Consider the following 18,410-nt stretch of genomic DNA (forward strand, 5'->3'; position numbering starts at 1 on the left):
ACACGCCTCTGCACTATTATTTTTCTGTTTTCGTTATTTAAATGGGCTGCCCCAAAAACACTCCCGCTAGTTTAAGTGACGTTTGGTTTTGTGGGTGGCCACGGCCTGCAGTGGGTCATCAGGCCAAGGGTGTTTCGGGTAGCGGCCTTTCATTTCTTTTTTTACTTCTACATAGGCGCCGGCCCAGAATGCGCCCAAATCTTGTGTAACCTGCAAGGCCCTGCCAGCGGGTGATAGCAAGTGCACCGTAACCGGCATTTGCCCGTTTAGTATGCGTGGCGTTTCGGTGCAGCCGAACATCGCCTGCAGTTTCACCGCCAGTACCGGTGGCTCTGCGGTGTAATCCAATGCAATGCTTTGCCCCGAAGGTACATCAATGTGCGTAGGCGCCAAACGGTTTAGCGCCTGTTGCTGCGGCCAATCCAACAGGCTCTGCAACATGCTTTGAAGATCAAGTTTTTTAAAGTCGCTCAAGTTTTTAACATCGGCAAGATAGGGTGCCAGCCAATGCTCAAGTGTTTCACCAAGGCCTGCATCACTCATATCTGGCCAGCCTGGCTCTGTGCCCGCCACGAGCTTTACGCGTGCGCGCAATTGTTTGGCAGGCGCCGTCCAGTCGAGCAGCCCCAACCCACGGTTGCGCACTAACGCCAACAGCGCATCAATTTTTTCTTGGCCCTGGGGCACGGCCAGGATTTGGGTTTTTAATATAAGCGCACCAATGCGCGCGTTGCGCTCGCCCACAAAGCGCTCGCGGGAGTCATCCCACCCCATGGTGATATCGGATTTCACGCAGTGGGCCAAGGGGCCATCAAACAATGCAGGGTTAAGGCTTGCGGCCATGAAGATGGTATCTTGCTGGCGATTTGCAGCGCCACCAATGGCTGCAACCGCAAGCCAGGGCGATTGCCGTAAGCGATCTGATTCAAACAGCTGGCCTGCCCGCCCGTTGGCCAAACGGTAGTGCAAACCATTGGCCGACCGGCTTTGCGCAAGACGATCGGGAAAGGCCTGCGCCAATAAAAAGCCCGGTGCATCCGCCTCGGGTATGGTAGCGGTTGGCTGCACTTGGGGTAATTTTGCTTTGACGGTTTGTAAAAATTGTTGAGCCAAATTGGCGAGCCGCCCGGGCCGCTCGCACAGGTTTAGCCGCAACTGGATATCCGCAGACTGGGCCCGGCCCAAGGGGTCGCGCTCACTTAACACTGCGGCCATTTTTGCCGCCAGTGGCAACAACCGGTAGTTGTTGGCGCGAGCCATCATGTGTGCAAGGCGCGGGTGCATGGGCAGCGCTGCCATAAGCTGGCCGTGCGCGGTAAGGCGCCACTGCTGCTGGTGTTTTTCTGCACCGCCAAGCTGGGCCAACAGCTCCAGTGCCGCAGCCCATGCACCCGCCGGAGGGCTCGTTAACCAACGCAGTTCCGAGGGCGAGCCCACCCCCCATTGCAGCAGCTGCAATGCCAATGGCGCGAGATCAGCCTGCTCTATTTCCGCACCGCTGTGGGCGGCCAGCGCCTGCTGTTGTGATTCGCTCCACAACCGATAACAACACCCGGGCCCAAGGCGCCCGGCGCGACCCGCGCGCTGGTCGCTCGAGGCGCGCGAGATGCGTTGGGTGTGCAGGCGGGTCATGCCGGTGTTCGGGTCGAACCTGGGTTCGCGGCAGAGGCCTGCATCCACCACCACCGAAATTCCTTCAATGGTTAAACTGGTTTCAGCGATATTGGTGGCCAGCACCACCTTGCGCTTGCCTGCAGGTGCGGGCTCTATGGCCTGGCGCTGCTCGCTTAAGCTTAAATCGCCATACAAGGGCGCCAATAAGGTGTTGGGGTTCAGGCGCTCGGCCAGGTTGCCTGCGAGCTTTTTAATTTCACCTGTGCCCGGTAAAAATACCAACAGGCTACCTGCATGATCTGCCAGGGCTTGTTCTATGGTGGCCTGGGTGCGGGCAACAACGTCCTGCTCACGCAACCAAGGCGCGCCATAGCGGATATCTACAGGAAAACTTTTGCCCGCGCTGCGAATTCTTGGGGCGTCATTTAGCAACTTCGCCACTTGCTGCCCGTCTAAGGTGGCAGACATCACCAGTAATTTCAGAGGCCCCGCCCGCAAATCGCCATACACTTCTCGCGCCTGCAGTGCCAAGGCAAGGCCTAAGTCTGCATCCAGGCTGCGCTCGTGAAACTCATCAAAAATCACAATGCCCACACCCTCAAGGGCGGGGTCGTCTTGCAGCATGCGGGTTAAAATACCCTCGGTTACTACTTCAATTCGGGTGCTGGCAGACACCTTGGATTCAAGCCGCACCCTGTAGCCTACGCGTGCACCCAAGGGTTCGCCCAATACATCGGCCATGCGTGCAGCGGCCGCGCGCGCGGCAATGCGCCGGGGCTCCAGCATGAGTATTTTTTGAGTGCCAAGCCAGGGGGCATCAAGCAAGGCCAGAGGCACACCCGTGGTTTTGCCCGCACCCGGGGGCGCTTCCAATACACATTCATGGCGTGCGTTTAGGGCAGCCTTGAGCTCGGGCAATACAGCATTAATGGGTAAATCAGACATGGGGCACTGGTTGGCTAAACTGGCCGCCAGTGTACCGGAATTAAAAAGGGGCGCCAAAGCGCCCCGTTAAACAGCACAAAGTACCTGGATTGAAACCCTGATTGAAATCCTAGTTGGCATACCACATGCGTGCGGAGCGCCCGGGAATACGCACCCACTTCACAGAACTGTCTATGGAGAAGGTTTCGCCACTGAGTGCATCGCGGTAGTTGCGGTACCAGTAGTAGTTGCCATCGGTATTGAGCTTGATCCAACGCTCTTCACCGCATTTGTTTAAGCCCACCAAGCCTTCTTTGCCCCGGCGGAAGGCCAGCACACATTGATCGGCCCATACACCGGCCTGGCCCTGGCCGCGCACGCGGTTGTGGAAGAACACCATGGATTTGATGTCGCCTTGCTTGTAGTCATCTACCCAGCGATTGTTATCGGTGCCGGTTTTATCACTGAACACCATAGGCGCGCCGTCTTTACGGCCCAGCACATAGGCGTAAGCAAGATGTTCATCTGTGTGATTCATGATGAGGTAGCGAAAGCCGTCGTTGGTGGGTATGTCGTGGGTGATGGGCATGGTCACTGCCCGATGGCCGGGTAAGGCATCACCACTGCCCTGGGGGTTTTCCAATGACGACATCCAGCCGCTGGGCTTTAAGGCATTGCGCATGGCATTTAACAGCGGAAAGTCGTAGGCATCGTGATCAGTTTCATTGAGGTAGGGGCCCAAAAAGTTTTTGTAATCACTCGAGCCCGTGCCGCCACCGGTAATGACTTCACCAAAAACATGCATGCCGTTTTTGATGCTACTAGTGAACACCTGATTGATGTGCCAGTTGGTCATGTGCTTGGCGGCATCTACGCGGAAACCTTTCACGCCCAGGTTTTTTAAGGCCTGCAAATAGGCACGCTGCTGATCTACCACATAGCTGTTGGGGTTTAAATCCGGCAAGCCCTTATCCGGGTAGGCGCCGCACAAGCGCCAATTTTGCACTTGCCACACATTGTTGTAATCGCTAATGCATTTGGCTTCATGGAAATCCCACGAGCTGAAAAGGCCGTAGTCCAGATTGCCAAACAGTTTTTGGTTGTTCCAATAGCTGCGATTGTTGGCGTAGGTATTTAGCGTACTGTTGCCGGGGAAATCCGTGGCACCATTGCGTTCATTGGCCATGTGATTCAACACAATATCGGCGTATACCACCACGCCTTTCGCCTTGAGTGCATCAACCATGGCTTTAAAGGATTGCTTGTTGCCCAGGCAGTGGTCGATTACCCGCAAATCTTGCGGTTGGTAGCGCGACCACCAGGCACAGCCAGAGGACTTCAGCGGCGGCGCAACCAATACCGCTTTGTAGCCGATGTTGGCAATTTCATTGGCTTTGTTTTTGACATCGTTGTAGTGCCAGTTAAAGGCATGGAGGATCACATCGGCACTGGCAAGGCCCGGCAGTGAACCCGCAAGTGCCAAGGCACCCACACAAAGTACGCGCTTGATGCGCGAAGAGCTTTCATTGCATTTCATTATTATTCTCCTTTTACGAGTTGGGATAACCCGCGCCTGAGTAAAGGAGAAGCACCGGGGCGCGGCAATAGTTATGCATACGTATTCAAACCCTGCAGCCACCAGGCGTGAACAAGGCCAACCTAAAAACTGGCCACTTTTCAATCAATTAAGCCACTCTGAAAAACCTGTGACAAACTTCTCGAAAAACCAAACCGGGCCAGACCAAAAGCCATTGCCGCAGGCCAAAGGCACAAGCGCACCCCAAACTGGAACGGGCGTACAGCGCAATACCGCACGCCCGCGCCGCTAAAAAACACGGGCGCAAAATAAATAAACAAAGATTAATAAGGCAGGTTCGCGGATATTACCGGGCAGCTTTTGCCTGTGAGGGCAACCGGGCGGCAAAATAAGCCCGCAGAAAATCGTGCTGGTCCGGAAAACGCCAGGCGGATGCATCTGCCTGCAGGTTTGACGCCTTGCGTGGATATTTGTCTGAAAACGCAACCCAATGCAGGGCGCGCACCTCCATGTTGAAGGGCAGGTTTATGCCATCGCCCAGGGCTTGCGCCGGCGACAGCAAAGTGCATTGGTACAATTGAAACCCATTGGTGAAGGTGTGCTGCAATTGTTCAACCATGACGGCCATACCGGTTTCTTCATAGGTTTCGCGCGCGGCCGTGCAGCTGGGCGATTCACCCACGTTAAAACCGCCACCGGGAAACGCCAACGCACCTCCCCACTGCTCAACTACCAGTACCCGCCCCTGATGGACAATCAGGCAACCTGCATTGGCGGGTGGTAAAGCCACAGCACTTGGGGAATGGGCAGCACAGGGCCCGAGCGCGTGATCAGGGTTCGTGACCGCCGCGCTGTAGATAAACGCGCCAAGCACGGTAAAGCCCCCGGCAATCAAAAACCACTTAAGGCCATGGCCTCTGTGTTTATCAAACCTGCACCGCAAAATATATTTCGCACCCAAATGAACAGCCAAGCCTTGGCCACTGCTGTCCCATAGTTTAAGTTTCCATGGAAGGCAGACGTTGATACTACCTATATCTCAGAGTTTCTAAGCGATATCTGGACATGAAATCTGGGGCGCAGTTTGTGACACGACGTAAATGCCCTTCGGGACCGGCCTGCGAGCAAAGCTCTTGGCGTATGACGGCACGCAAAGCTGCGCTTTGCAAACGTTTGTCAAACCCATGTAGTCTCGACACCCGCCCTTCGGGGCCTGCTTGCAAACCTAGTTTGCAAGCGTTTAAGTGCCCGCAAAGCAATGCTTTGCCAGCGGGCGCTTAAACCCATGCGGGTGACGGTCACAAACTCCGCCCCATATTCCATGCCTGTAGATTTGTGGGACAGCAGTGAAGCCTTGGCTAGTTTTGTGGCATCAGCGGGTTACAGTTTTTAATCACCACCTTGCCCTCCAACAAATTGCCCTTGGAGTATTCGTAGAAATAACAGGTATTGGTGGCTGGATCATAATTTTCCACCCAGAGGTTGTCGTCTTTCCAGGTGGTGGCAATATGGCGCTGCCCCTTGGGAATGCTGATGGTCATCACACCGCCAAAGCGCTTAACAAAAACCTGTTCAAAGTGAAAATAATAAGCGCCCCAACCCACCAACATAATTGTGGCAGCCAACCCGAAGGCGAACTTCCAGGCGCCGCGCTGGCCCAGCAAATAGAGCACGCCACTGGCAGCTGCAATAAAAACAAACCAATAGATATAGGTAATCATGTGACGCTCCTGAAATTATCACTTGCAAAATTTGGGGTGAAGCAAGCCTACCATGCCTCGGCACAGGGCCTGCGCCCCAATCTGGCCATTATGCCAACAGCCACTACCGGCAGGCCCTGCATTCGGCGAGGCTACACCTGATATCGGCCAGTAACTATGGCCTGTAAATACGCCTATACACTAGCCGCGCACGCTCAACCACACCGGGAACTTAACCGTTTAAAGGGGGCGGCTGAATATGCCCGTCTTGCGCACCCAGCCATTCACGCAGCAACGCCAGCTGCGCCTCTGGCAGCACTACCGTAAACAGGCAATGCGCGCCGTATTCAACGGTTAACACTTCGCCGTGATGCAGGCTCAGGAAATGCCGCAGGGCTTGCTCTAAGGCGTAGCCACCCACAATGTGCAGCTGCGTTTTTGGCGTAACTTCTGCGAGTGGTAGTTGTGCCATGGCCAGTTGTGCCGCTTGGCTATAGGCGCGCACCAAGCCGCCGGCGCCTAACTTGATGCCACCAAAATAACGGATGACTATCAGCATGACATCTCCCACTTGCTTGTGGCCCAGCACATTCAATATGGGCTTACCTGCAGTACCACTGGGCTCACCGTCATCGGCGCAAGCTGCCAGGCTTGGCGAGTAAGGGTCACCTATAACATACGCCCAGCAGTGATGGCGCGCATCGGGGTAGTCGTGTTTGGCTTCGCCCAACTGCGCGAGCGCCTGTTCGCGGCTGGCCGCAACCGCTGCCCGCGCGATAAAGCGGCTTTTTTTAATTTCATACTCCACCTGCACCTGGCCGCTCGCCACTGTGTAGGCACCAGTCACAAAATCACCTGCATTAGTTTTTCATTACGTCTTTATTTGAATTCGCACGCAAATTGGCTTTCGCGCGGCAGCCAATCGGCCCACGCGCCCAGCCACTGACAATAGTTACCAGCTGATCAATGCGCGCGTTGGTTAACTGGCGATAATCAAAGTAAGGGCATACCAGCCAGGGCTTGCCGGGGTAAACAGCAAAATGCGCATCCAGCCATTGCAATTTACCCCCCAGGCCCAATGCCTGGGCCCAAGTTTTGCCGGCAATCAGCGTGACCGCTGTATCCGCAACCGGCGGCGCGCCGAACAAGAGCGCTTGGCGGCCACCGGCTTGCAGCAATTCACCATCGCGAAATGTTTGCCAGCTCGGGTAATCGCCGCCAATCCAGCCGGGCTCTGCGGTATTTAGTGCGTAAAGCAGTTTGGCATAGACGTTAAATAACTTGCGCCAATGATTACTGCTGTTGGCGGTAATATCCTGTAATTCGCCAGGCGCCAGTGGCGTTATTTGCGCCATGGTTTGGTAGCGCGCCTGGGGCGGGCAATTGGCAATGCTTACCCACATGCAGGCATCGGGTGTGCCCAAGCCTTTAGCCACCCTAGTGCGCCTTTCCCAAATTGCAAAACCACAGAATGTCACACAAAAACAACTTCACACACATATACAGCAACATCTAAACATTCACTCCAATGTATTGCACCATCAAGCGGGCTAACCCACTCACACTTTACCTGGCATACGCGCCTGAATCATAAAATTTCGAGGAGTAAGCGCAAAGTCGCAAAAAGCGTGCACGCGAACATCGGCACCAGCCTCTTGCAGAAAACACGCGCGATCCAGCACAAGCCATAACTCCAACGAACGCCGAAAACACTTTGCCACCAATTCCATGCGGCGCACCTTGGCCGCTCGCAATTGGCCGCGCTGCTCGTATTCTTCAAACGCGCGCGCCTTTCCTGCCAACTGTTTTTGTGCCAATGCCCAATCGATGAACTGTTTAAAATCACCGCTCAGCAGTAATTTTGGCACAGTGGGTAATGGCAGGTAGGCATCTACTCCGCGCAGGCTGCGTTGCAATTCATCGAACGCCATTCGCCAGTGCAACTCCCGGTCGCGCAGGCGGCGCTCGCGGGCACCGGCGGTGACTGTTTGCTGCATGGCCTGGCTTAAGTCTGCCCGGGTGAGCTGCAATGGGCTCTGGCGACCCTGGGCACTGAACGGCGTGTAGTGATCATCGCGCTGCAGGTGGAAACAACAGGGCGCCAGGTGCAAAGCGGCAGTGTTGCCGCGAGCAGCCCACAAGCGCAACAGGTGGCCGTGTAAATCGCCACAGGCGTGCAGTGCTACCAGTTGCGCTGCGGCCAAGGCATCGGTGCCCAGTTGCATCACATCGGCCTGCACAAAGTTTTGCGGCAAGCGCGCAGCTTGTGCCAGGGCCTGACCGCTTTCGCACAGCGCTCGCTGCCACTCAATGCTGGTTACTGAACTTGCGCCCCGGTGCGCCAACAGCCGCCCCAGATGCCCTTTACCGGCACACCACTCCACCACGCTGCCCCGCACCTGGCCCAGTGCACCGGCAAAGGCCTGGATTTGGGCCCATTTCCGGCCTGCAATACCCTGCCCCAAGCGTGCATTGGGCTCTGGGTTAAAAGGCACTACCTCGCCGTATTCGCGGCACAGGGCCAACAAGGGCGCGGCATCCACCCAAGGCGCCATCGCCTCGGCCAGCGCTGCGGGGTCGGCATCGAGGGCCCAGAGTTCTTCATCGCGCAATGTTGCAAGCCACTGGGTGAGTTGCGCGTTAGCCCAGGGGTAGTCGCAGTGGTGAAAAGGGCGAAACTGCCACCAGTGGCGATGCCCGTAGAGTGCGGAATCTAAAATTTGAAAATGCTGGGCAATCACTGGCGGGTCACAAAGGAGTATTCAGGCTTATGTTACCGCCAGTTGCAAAGATCACAAAGCCCGCCACAAAAAAACGGGCCAGCGGCCCGTGAATGTGCAAAAGGACATGTGCGATAAACGCCCAGCGTGCGCGTTACCCCCGGTGGCGGCCTATAACACCACCGGGGCACCCTCGGCTAATCGCGGTGCCATCCTGGCAGCAATGCTCCGTTTATGATCGCTATGCTGCGATTAGATTAAAAATACCTTACAAATCCCACTTAACGCCAAGGCTTAAGGTGCGATCGGCCACTTCTTCCAGAATACGGTTGCCGTCCTGGGTAATGGTGCGCTGCTCATTAAGCAAGTTGGTTAGCCTTAAACGCAGGCTGATGTTTTCGTAGGGGTAGAATGCGTAGTTCAGATCCAGAGAATTAAATGGATCTTCGTATGCATCATCTGCGCCGTCGCGCGCGGCAAACGCAATGCGTGAACCAAAGTAGTTATAGGCAAGTGTGGCACTGTGCATACCACTGGGCGCATCGTAACCAAACTGGATGTTGGCCACCTCACGGGAGTGGCCGGTCATGCGGCGCTCATTATTGGTTAGGCCTATGTCTTGATCGGTAATGGTAATTTCTGAATCACTCAGGGTCAGGTTGCCAGACACAAACAACCCTTCAAGGGCGTTATCCAGGCCCCAGAGCCACTCCATTTCCACGCCCATGAGTGAAGCTTTTTCGGCGTTCAAAAAGGTCAGCACCACATTGTCATCAGAGCCAGGCGCACGCACGGTTTCGATGGGGCTTTCAATGTCTTTGTAGAAGGCCGACAAGGTAAAACTGTTGCCGCTGTCAAAGAACCATTCAGCTCGGGCATCAAAATTTTGCAGATCTGAGGTCTCAAGGTAGGGATTGCCCACTACGCGGTAATCGGTTACCGGATCGATGTATTGCACAACTGCCACTTCACGTAAATCCGGGCGCACGGTGGTGCCACCGTAGCCCAACCGGAACTGGAACTGTTCGGCCCAAAAATTCTGCAGCATGTAGGTCATCGAAAGCGATGGATAACTCTTGGTTTCCGACACTACAATTTTTTCCAACTCCTCGTCGCTCACCCGCATCTGGTTCACAAAATCCAGCGTGTCGATGGGCAGCGCCACCTGCTTGAATGATTCACGACGCAGGCCTCCGGAGAAACGCCAAGTCAAATCCAGCGTTAAGTCGGCTTTACCGTACCAGGCATCCAACGTTTGCGCGGCCAAGTAAGACTCAGCCTCCGCCGAACCCAAAGAGGCGATAAAACCGTTGCTACGCTTGGTGAGTTCATCTTCACCAAATACTTCGCCCGGTGTACCGCCCAGTGCATCCATGCTGGCATTGGAGGTATCGATGTTCACCGATGTGCCGATATAGGTACGATCTTTACGCGAGCCATCAAAGCCACCACTTAACTCCAGATCATAGGTTTCCCATGTAAGAGGCAGACGAACATCCCAGCCGTAGCTCTCTACGTTGTCTTCCATATCGGTGAAGCGAAAGATGGCCGCCTTAGACAACTCCTGCACGCGCGTGGAGTAGACTTCACCCGTTGCAACGTCGATGGATTCAATACCTTCAACGGCCACTTCATTGGGCTTTTCAGTGGTGGCGCGGCTATCGCTGTAGTACCAGTTCAGCACCATTTCATCAGCCCAACGCAATGGCAGCTCGTATATTGATTCGTTAAACGCCGCTACAATGTTGTGCTCACCTTTGGCCTGCCAGGTGTGCAACTCACGTTGTTCGTAGCGCAGATCGTAGGTAACAAAGCGGTTACCACTGTCTTTTTCGGCCTGGGTACCTTCATTAAAACCACGGGTAATGCTGGCTTCATCTTCGGTATTGCGAATGAACAAGTAATTCACGTCAACTTTGTGATTCATGCCATGGTTTACACCTAGGCTGGTGTAACTATTGATGGACACTTCGTCGGTTGTGCTTATGGTGTTAGAGAAATTATTCTCTGGATTGCTGGCGCTGCGATTCACACGATCTTTATTTCGCGTTTTCTGATCGTAGGCACCCAGTGCGATAAAGCCAACATCCCAATCTTCCGACACGCCCCAGCGATAGCCCAAACCGCCTTTGATCTTTTGGTCTGCCCCGTTTTTCGAAGACTTGACATCAATATCGCGATTCAGCGATGACGCAATCTGGCGATTGATATCTTGCGCCTCATTTACAGTGTGAAAGCCACCGTCGTAGTTCAGGGTTTTCAGAATATTGGCTACTGAAATGTCGCCGCGGTATTCGTTAATGGCTTGGGAAATTTCACCCGGCAGCGCGCGGGTGCCGTCGTCTACACCCCAGCGATCATCACCACCACCGGCGTAGGTGAGCCCATCTTTACCAGTACTTTCTGAACTCCAACCGGTGCCGATAGACAGATTTACCAGCAGATCATCAGGCAATGCCCGGGTGCGGATGTCCACGTTACCGCCGCCAAAATTGGCGGGCATATCGGCGGAATATACCTTTTGTACTGCCAGTGACTGAATCACTTCGGCGGGAAAAATATCCAGCGGCAACACGTTGCGCTGCAAATCAGGCGACGGTACCAAGGCACCGTTCAACTGCGCAGACGAGTAGCGTTCACCCAAACCCCGCACGTAGATAAACTTATCATCCACCAGCGTCAGGCCGGGTACGCGCCTTAGCGCCGAGGCCACGTTAGGGTCGCCCACGCGCACAATCTGTTCACTGGAAATAATATCGGTAACCACATCGTATTCCAGGCGCTCTGCGATCACATCTTCGGCACTGCTGCGCTGGCGAGCGACTACCGTGACTTCTTCCAGGGGTTTGGCAATGCGAATGGTGGGCGCATCTGCCTCAACTGAATCGGCTTGAGCAAAACCGAAGGGGCTCACGCTGGCCATTACAGCCAGGGCCAGGGCGTTGCGCTGCCAGTGTTTTTTAGTGTTCATTGTTGCTGACCTTTGTCGTATCTTGATGCAGAAATGGGCCCGAACCTTGTTAGCCACACTGTTCGAGCCCATCGTCTAAACCGGTGGCAGTGGTGGGCAAGCCCACCTCTGCCATCAGCGAATTACTGCAGGCCCAGCGTCCAACCGGCCGTCCAGTCGTCATCGGCTACTACCGCACCGAAGTAAGTTGGCATTTCGAAGAAGTCATCATTCTTGCCATTGGATACGTCGGTAGTCATCACCGTGATGGCATTGCTGGAAGAATCCATCATCATGCCCTGGGTGTAGATGCCGTCTACCACAGCTGCACCGGCCGGGTTGCTTTCAACAAAGTTATTGGCCGACGCGTTGAAAAAGTTGGTGGTGTTGAAGCTGCTGCCGGCAGGTAAATCGTCAGAACCGGCATTCTTAACAGGCTCTGAGCAAGACAAAATGGTGGAATCAACAATCAGCTTGCCGTTTTCAGCATTCTGAACGGTGCCCGTGCTGTTGATCTCAAAGCACTCGTTGCCACCCGCAGGGGATACAACAATAGAGTTGTAGATTTCCGCCTCTGCTCCGTGGCGCAACAGGAAGCCTTCACTATCGCCGTGGGTGCCGTTGTCATTGCCTGAGGTTAAGCAGGTGATGTTGGATAAAATCGGGTGAGACATGGGCGCAATCAGCCAGTCTGCCGGGTTAGATGCATCGGCTGGGCGTTTGTCGGAGATGTTGTCGCCTTCAATACAGCGGTTGCCATTGTCTGATGCGTGCTTGATCAGCGCGTATTGGATTTTACCTACGTAGCCGTCTGAGAAGTCCAGCGAGTCGTCGCGCACGTTTACCAGTACCGCGTGGGATACGTTTACAGCACCACCGAAGAATTCAAAACCGTCATCAAAGGTGTTGTACACCTGCACGTGATCAACCACGGTGCCGGAACCTACGGCGTTAAAGGTAATGCCGTTAAGTTCGTCACCGGTCACTACGGCGAAGCCTGAGTGCTTTACTACCACATACTTGAGTGAGCCTGAGCTCTCTTCATTATTGTTGCCACCGTAGTAGGATTCCTGCCCCTCAGATTGCACAGCACAGGTGCCATTAGTGCGCTCATCATCAGTACAGTTGTTGGTAATGCCGTTTCCGTTAATCATGATGCCGCCCCACAGGCTTACCGCATTTTCAGCCGCTGTGTTGGTCACCAGGTCGGAATATCCGGAGAAGATAATGGGTGCGGCTGAGGTGCCGTTGGCGATGATGCGTGAGCCACGGGAAATGCGCACATAGTCGCTCGGGTTAGAGAAGGCCAGCTTGTTACCGGCAGCGATAGTTAGCGTTGGGCCATCGCCTTCTTGCGGCACGGGCACACCGGCTGCGATATCAGCCGGGGTTACGTCTTCGCCTACAAACAGGCTGCTTTCGAAAATGTGCACACCCGAGATAAACGGAATGGTGAGGTCCGCCACCAGTGGTTTGTTTACCCCAACGAAAGTGGAATCGTAAAAACAGTTATTGCCATCAAACGAGCCTATCAGTGTTTGGCCATCAACCGCGTAGCTGGCGCAAGGGTTGTTGTCGCCAGAACCACCACCGCTAACAACGCTGTTATCCACTGAATTATCGATATTGGTTGGCTGAACATTTACGTCGCCACCACCACAGGCCATAAGGGCGGCTGCCAGCGTATTGAGTGCAAGTATGTGCTTGAGTTTCATGGAATCGTCTCCTAACGATGATCATTTGTAGGTAGGTGAGAAGGCTCTTACGGCCGGTATGTGGCTCACTTGGGAAGGAGATACTAGCGTTCCAAAATGACAAAACTCAGTCACTTTTATGTCGGCTTTGCGACCATAAAATGGCATGCAGATGACAAAAATTTGACACTATTAAGAAAATTTACCTTAAGGCTTAAGGTAAACCGCCGATACAAATACTGCAGCCCGAGCGGCGAAAACGCCCCCGTATGCTAGGCTCAGAGCTATATTGGCTATTCATTTCACACCATCACAGCAGGAACTGCCGCGTTGACCCGAGCCCTCACCCTACCGCTGGTGTTATTGCTTGCCCTTTGCTGGGCACCACACGCCCTGCCAAACACAGAGGTAAGCCTGCAACTGCCCTGGGATCACGAATATCGCTACGCGGGCTATTACGCCGCTGAAGATGAGGGGTACTACAAAGATTACGGGCTGGGGGTCGAAATTCGCAGCGGTTTCACCCATACCGGTGAGCGACTAGACCCCATAACAGAGGTGCTCGCCGGGCGCGCCACCTTCGGCGTTGCGGGTATTGAATTGCTCTATCACCCAGAGGCCAGCCAGCAGCTGAGAATCCTGGCGCCCATATTCCAACAAACGGCCACCTCGCTGTTCAGCTTGCAAGACACGCCCCTTGGCAAGCTACAAGACTTGGTGGGCAAGCGCATTGCATACCTTGCAGCCAGCAGCGAACTACACGAGTTGAAATCATTGTTGCGCCAGCTCGGCATAGATACGCATACCATGAGTTTTGTGGCAAGCCCAGCCCCCCTGGAGTTACTGACCCAAGGCGCGGCAGACGTGATTCTCGGTTACAGCCCGCGCTTGCAATATCAGGCACAAAAAAAGAACCTGCCGATCAACGAATTATCGCTCGGGTTGTTTCAGCGCCGCCACTACAGCGACATACTCTTTACCCGTGCCGACACCCTGCAACGCAAGCCCGTAAAGGTGGCCAATTTCATAGAGGCAACCAAGCAGGGCTGGCTGCTTGCGCTGGAAAATCCCACAGCCGTGGTGAACACTATCTTGCGCAAATACCCGCAAACCCATTTGGATCAAAACAATCTGGCCGCTTATAACACCTATATCGCCAAAGCCTTGCCCAACTTTATTCAATACCCAGCGGTACCTATCGGCTTTTCAGATCCGGTACGCTGGCAGGTGGTGGTAGATTCGCTTTTGCAAATTGGCGCCCTGACAACCCCGCTCAATATCAACAGCATGCTTTGGCGCCCGCAACAAGATGGGAAGAACCTGTATGAGCTGCTGCCGTTTCTGGCGGGCATCTGCCTGAGTATTGGCCTGATTTTATTTTTTGTAATTCGCGGGCGACACCAGCCGCTTTTGTTAGCGCTGGCCGTTACGGTGGTATTGGGCACGCTGGCTATCGAACGTTGGCTTATAAGCCAAAAGCAGGAATTGCTGCGCTTAAGCCTTTTGGAAAGCAACATGCAAATGCGGGCGCAAATTGAAGGCGTGCTCAACAATACCCTTACCGGCATTCACGGCATGGCCACCTATGTAAGCGCACAGCCGGATATTTCGCAAAGGGATTTTAAAGATTTTGCCGCAGCCATGATGCGCCGCGACCCAAGCATCCGCAACATTGTACTGGCGCCGGATTTGGTGGTGAGCTACGTCTATCCGATGAAAGGAAACGAGGCCGCCCTGGGGCTTGATTACCACAAAAACGATGCCCAGCGCGAAGCGGCATTCCGGGTGCGTGATCGCGGTGAAATGGTATTGGCCGGCCCCCTTGAGCTGGTGCAAGGTGGCCAGGCCTTTATTGCCCGTGCGCCAGTGTTCATCAATTCAAACGGTGGTGAACTCCGCTTTTGGGGGCTGGTAGCCGCACCCATAGACGCAGCGCGCCTGCTGTTGCGCACCGGCCTTGACCCCAAATATTTACTAACACCAGGCAAACCCGTTACCGCTACCACCATCGCCATTCGCGGCAAAGACGGCAAGGGCACATTGGGCGAGGTGTTTTACGGCGACCCCGCGGTATTTAACAACCCCGAGGCACTCACAGTTCCCATCAATATCGGCAGCGACTCCTGGATGCTGGCCACACTACCACCACAGGGCACCGCACTTGAGCCGCAAACCCTGTTCGCCACCCGCGCCACAGCGCTATTGGTGTTTATTATTTTCTGCATGCTCATATCGCTCTTGCGCCGCCAGGAAAACCGGCGCGAACTCTACGAGGAAAATATTCGCCAAAACCAACGCCTGCTCACCGAAATTGGCGACATGGCGCAGGTGGCAGGCTTACGCATTGTCAACGGCAACACCGTCACGGAGATCAGCGCCCAGGCGTTCAACATTATGCAAATGGACGTGCGCACGCCGCCGTTTTCTGCAGATGATCTCACTAAAAATTTAAGCCGCGTTGCAGGGCTAAAATTACTGTTCGTTATGCGCAAATGCCAGGAAAGCGGTGAACGCCAGCAAACTGAAATTCAGGTAGACCACCCAGACGGCAAAGTTCAGTGGATTAAAGTCATCTTCAGCCCCCAGGGTAGAAACGAGTTAATAGGCGCAATTCAAGATATCACCCGTCAAAAGGTGAACGAGAACACCATTCGCGAACAAGCCACAATGGACAGGATTACCCAGCTGCCTAACCGCTGGTTTTTCACAGAGCAAACGGCCATTGAGCTTACCAAAGCCAAGCGTGAGAACACCAAAGTTGCACTACTGTTTATTGATGTTGATAACTTCAAATCCATTAACGACAGCTTAGGTCACGCCACCGGTGATGACTTTCTGCGCGCCATTGCGGCACGGCTGAGAGCCTGCACGCGCGAATCTGACGTGGTAGCAAGATTGGGCGGCGATGAATTCACCGTACTGCTTACCAACATTGAAGACTATAAAAATGCCTTCAAAGTGGCCGAGCAAATTATCCGCTCCATGAACCAGGCCTTCATGCTGCTGGGCAATCAAATTTTCTCAAGTGTCAGTATTGGCATTTCGGTTTTTCCTGAAGATGCCACCACTACCGAAACGCTGCTGAGCCATGCAGATCAAGCCATGTATGCCAGCAAACAAAGTGGTAAAAATAATGCCAGCTTTTTCACCCTGGCCATGCAAGAACATTCTGAGCGCCAGCACTGGATATACAACGAGCTGGTGCAAGCCATTGAAGAAGATCAGCTGTCTGTGGCTTACCAGCCAATTTTCAACCTGGCAGATGAATCCATTGCCGATTGCGAGGCCCTAGCGCGCTGGTACAGGCCAGACGGTGAAACCATTTCGCCGGCTGAATTTATTCCCGTAGCCGAAAGTTCAGGGCTTATTAGCCGCCTGGATTTAGTGGTGTTAAGAAAAAGCCTGACGCTACTTACGCAAACCAAGAACATGGGTGTTTCGGTAAACATTTCGCCCAGGCTCTTTCATGAAACTGAAAAAGGCTTTGCCAATTGGCGTGCACAACTGCTGGAACACCCGCAAAAAACGCGGGTAACCGTTGAAATTACCGAGCGGCTATTGGTTGACGACCGGCTGGACGCCGAGGCCCTGCTGGCCGAGCTGCAGCGCGAAGGCCTGGACATTTCACTCGACGACTTCGGCACAGGCTATTCATCGTTGAGCTATCTGTCGCGATTTAATGTAAACAAGCTCAAGATTGATCGCTCGTTCGTCATGGCCATCGGGCGCAGCAAAACACAGGAAACATTAATTGAAACCATTCTCAGCATGGGTGAAAAGCTGGGTATAGATGTGGTTGCCGAAGGTATTGAAACCCAAGAGCAACTCGACTTTCTACGCAACCGCGGCTGCCGCTACGGGCAGGGATTTTTTCTGGCCAAGCCCATGCCCGATGTTCAGCTGATCAAACTCCTGGGAGAAAAAAATGCAGCGCCCACTACGCACTAGCAACACACTTGCCATTACAAGCCTGCTCAGCCTCAGCGCTGCCCTGCCATGCGCCGCCATGGACGTAAGCCTTTCAGGCCTCTATGGCGACAACTATGCGGTAGAGCCCGAGCGCCAGGCCACCGCCACGCTGGAAGTGGTAGCCTGGGGCAGCTGGGGCGATTTGTTTTCCTTTGTGGATTACAAAAGCTTCCCCGGCAGCGATGCCGCCAACAGCTGGTACGGTGAAATTGCACCGCGATTTAAATTGATAGACGGCGAAATGCCCCTTTATGCAGCCTTTACCTACGAGCGTGGCAAGGGCGATACCGAAGCTTATTTGGGTGGGCTGGGCACAGATTTTAAAGTGCAGGGCTTTAAATTTTTAAAGGCCAATGTCTACTACCGGGATTCACCCAATCACACAGGCCACGGCTGGCAAACCACGGTGTCTTGGGCCTACCCTTTTGCCAACGAACACTGGGTGATTGATGGCTACATAGACTGGGTTTTCAGCACTGAGGAAACCGAACCACACCTGCACTTTAACCCGCAAATAAAGTGGGACATGCAAAAAGCCTTAGGCTCATCAATGCGGTGGTATGTGGGGCTGGAGTATGACTACTGGTATAACAAATTCGGAATAGACAACGATATTCTAGAAAGCCGGCAAAACACCGCAAGCCTGCTGGTCAAGCTGCACTTTTAACCCGCCAAGGCCTGTAACCCCCGTGTAAAAAAAGCCCGCACTTCGCCAGGAAGTGCGGGCACATCTTAACTTCCTGACACCTTAATCGTGCTGGTGGCCACCCACACCGTGGGCGTGCCCGTGAGACACCTCCTCCGCAGTGGCCTTGCGCACCTCTAGCACTTCTATGTCGAAGGTGAGGGTTTTACCCGCGTAGGGGTGGTTGGCGTCAATATCAATATTAAAGCGCCCTACTTTCAGCACCACGGCATCTTGCGGGCCATGCTCGGTATTAACCGATGCAGTCATACCCGGGCGCAGCTTGTTTTTCAGCTTGGCGTGATCCACCAGGTGCTTGATGGGTATGCGCTGGGTGGCGCCATCCTGGCGCTCGCCATAGGCCTCAGCCGGGGTAAGCGTCATAGAAATCTTGGCGCCGGCTTCCTGGCCTTCCAGCTGCTTTTCCATGGCAGGCAGCAGGTTTTGGTAGCCGTGCAGGTAGAGTACCGGGTCGCCTTCGCGGGAGGTTTCCAGTGTGCTTTCACCCTCTTTCAACTCATAGTGAAAGCTGGCAACTGTGTCTTGGGTAATTTTCATGGAAACCTCCGGCGATAAAAGGCCGCAAGTATGGCGAGCAGCGCCCCCCTTGGCAATGG

At 54.2% G+C, this 18,410-nt stretch carries 12 protein-coding genes; 2 read left to right on the forward strand and 10 right to left on the reverse strand.

The window, feature by feature from the left end:
- Positions 1-66: 66 nt before the first annotated feature.
- The 9 genes from hrpB to L1F30_RS12435 form a co-directional block, all read right to left on the reverse strand.
- Positions 67-2,559, reverse strand: coding sequence for an ATP-dependent helicase HrpB (gene hrpB / locus L1F30_RS12395; protein WP_253356508.1), 2,493 nt, complete (start codon positions 2,557-2,559; stop codon positions 67-69).
- Positions 2,560-2,668: 109 nt separating this feature from the next.
- Positions 2,669-4,075, reverse strand: coding sequence for an alpha-amylase family protein (locus L1F30_RS12400; RefSeq protein ID WP_253356510.1), 1,407 nt, complete (start codon positions 4,073-4,075; stop codon positions 2,669-2,671).
- 346 nt (positions 4,076-4,421) lie between these two features.
- On the reverse strand, positions 4,422-4,865 hold the full coding sequence (locus tag L1F30_RS12405; protein ID WP_253356511.1) for an NUDIX hydrolase: 444 nt from the start codon (positions 4,863-4,865) through the stop codon (positions 4,422-4,424).
- Between the two features lie 568 nt (positions 4,866-5,433).
- The gene (locus tag L1F30_RS12410; protein ID WP_253356512.1) at positions 5,434-5,796 is read right to left on the reverse strand and encodes a hypothetical protein; all 363 of its coding nucleotides are present in this window, start codon (positions 5,794-5,796) and stop codon (positions 5,434-5,436) included.
- 211 nt (positions 5,797-6,007) lie between these two features.
- The gene (locus L1F30_RS12415) at positions 6,008-6,622 is read right to left on the reverse strand and encodes a YigZ family protein (protein WP_253356513.1); all 615 of its coding nucleotides are present in this window, start codon (positions 6,620-6,622) and stop codon (positions 6,008-6,010) included.
- A 13-nt stretch (positions 6,623-6,635) separates the two neighbouring features.
- Positions 6,636-7,211, reverse strand: a complete 576-nt coding sequence (locus tag L1F30_RS12420; protein ID WP_253356514.1) for a hypothetical protein — start codon at positions 7,209-7,211, stop codon at positions 6,636-6,638.
- Positions 7,212-7,334: 123 nt separating this feature from the next.
- Complete coding sequence (locus L1F30_RS12425; protein WP_253356515.1) at positions 7,335-8,516, reverse strand: methyltransferase; 1,182 nt, start codon at positions 8,514-8,516, stop codon at positions 7,335-7,337.
- Between the two features lie 247 nt (positions 8,517-8,763).
- Positions 8,764-11,466: a TonB-dependent receptor domain-containing protein gene (locus L1F30_RS12430; protein ID WP_253356516.1), complete on the reverse strand. Its 2,703-nt coding sequence runs from the start codon at positions 11,464-11,466 to the stop codon at positions 8,764-8,766.
- Positions 11,467-11,588: 122 nt separating this feature from the next.
- Positions 11,589-13,160: a hypothetical protein gene (locus L1F30_RS12435; RefSeq protein WP_253356517.1), complete on the reverse strand. Its 1,572-nt coding sequence runs from the start codon at positions 13,158-13,160 to the stop codon at positions 11,589-11,591.
- 309 nt (positions 13,161-13,469) lie between these two features.
- Here L1F30_RS12435 and L1F30_RS12440 point away from each other — a divergent pair, with 309 nt between their 5' ends.
- Entirely contained in the window at positions 13,470-17,087 is a 3,618-nt protein-coding gene (locus L1F30_RS12440; protein WP_253356518.1) for an EAL domain-containing protein, read from the forward strand.
- Positions 17,065-17,775, forward strand: coding sequence for a DUF5020 family protein (locus L1F30_RS12445; RefSeq protein WP_253356519.1), 711 nt, complete (start codon positions 17,065-17,067; stop codon positions 17,773-17,775). The genes L1F30_RS12440 and L1F30_RS12445 overlap by 23 nt, the downstream gene beginning before the upstream one ends.
- 81 nt (positions 17,776-17,856) lie before the next feature.
- Here the strand turns inward: L1F30_RS12445 and L1F30_RS12450 are convergent, their stop codons facing one another.
- The gene (locus L1F30_RS12450; RefSeq protein ID WP_253356520.1) at positions 17,857-18,351 is read right to left on the reverse strand and encodes a peptidylprolyl isomerase; all 495 of its coding nucleotides are present in this window, start codon (positions 18,349-18,351) and stop codon (positions 17,857-17,859) included.
- Positions 18,352-18,410 lie beyond the last annotated feature (59 nt).

Origin of the sequence: Simiduia sp. 21SJ11W-1 (genome assembly GCF_024138675.1) — a bacterium.
Taxonomy (GTDB): domain Bacteria; phylum Pseudomonadota; class Gammaproteobacteria; order Pseudomonadales; family Cellvibrionaceae; genus Simiduia.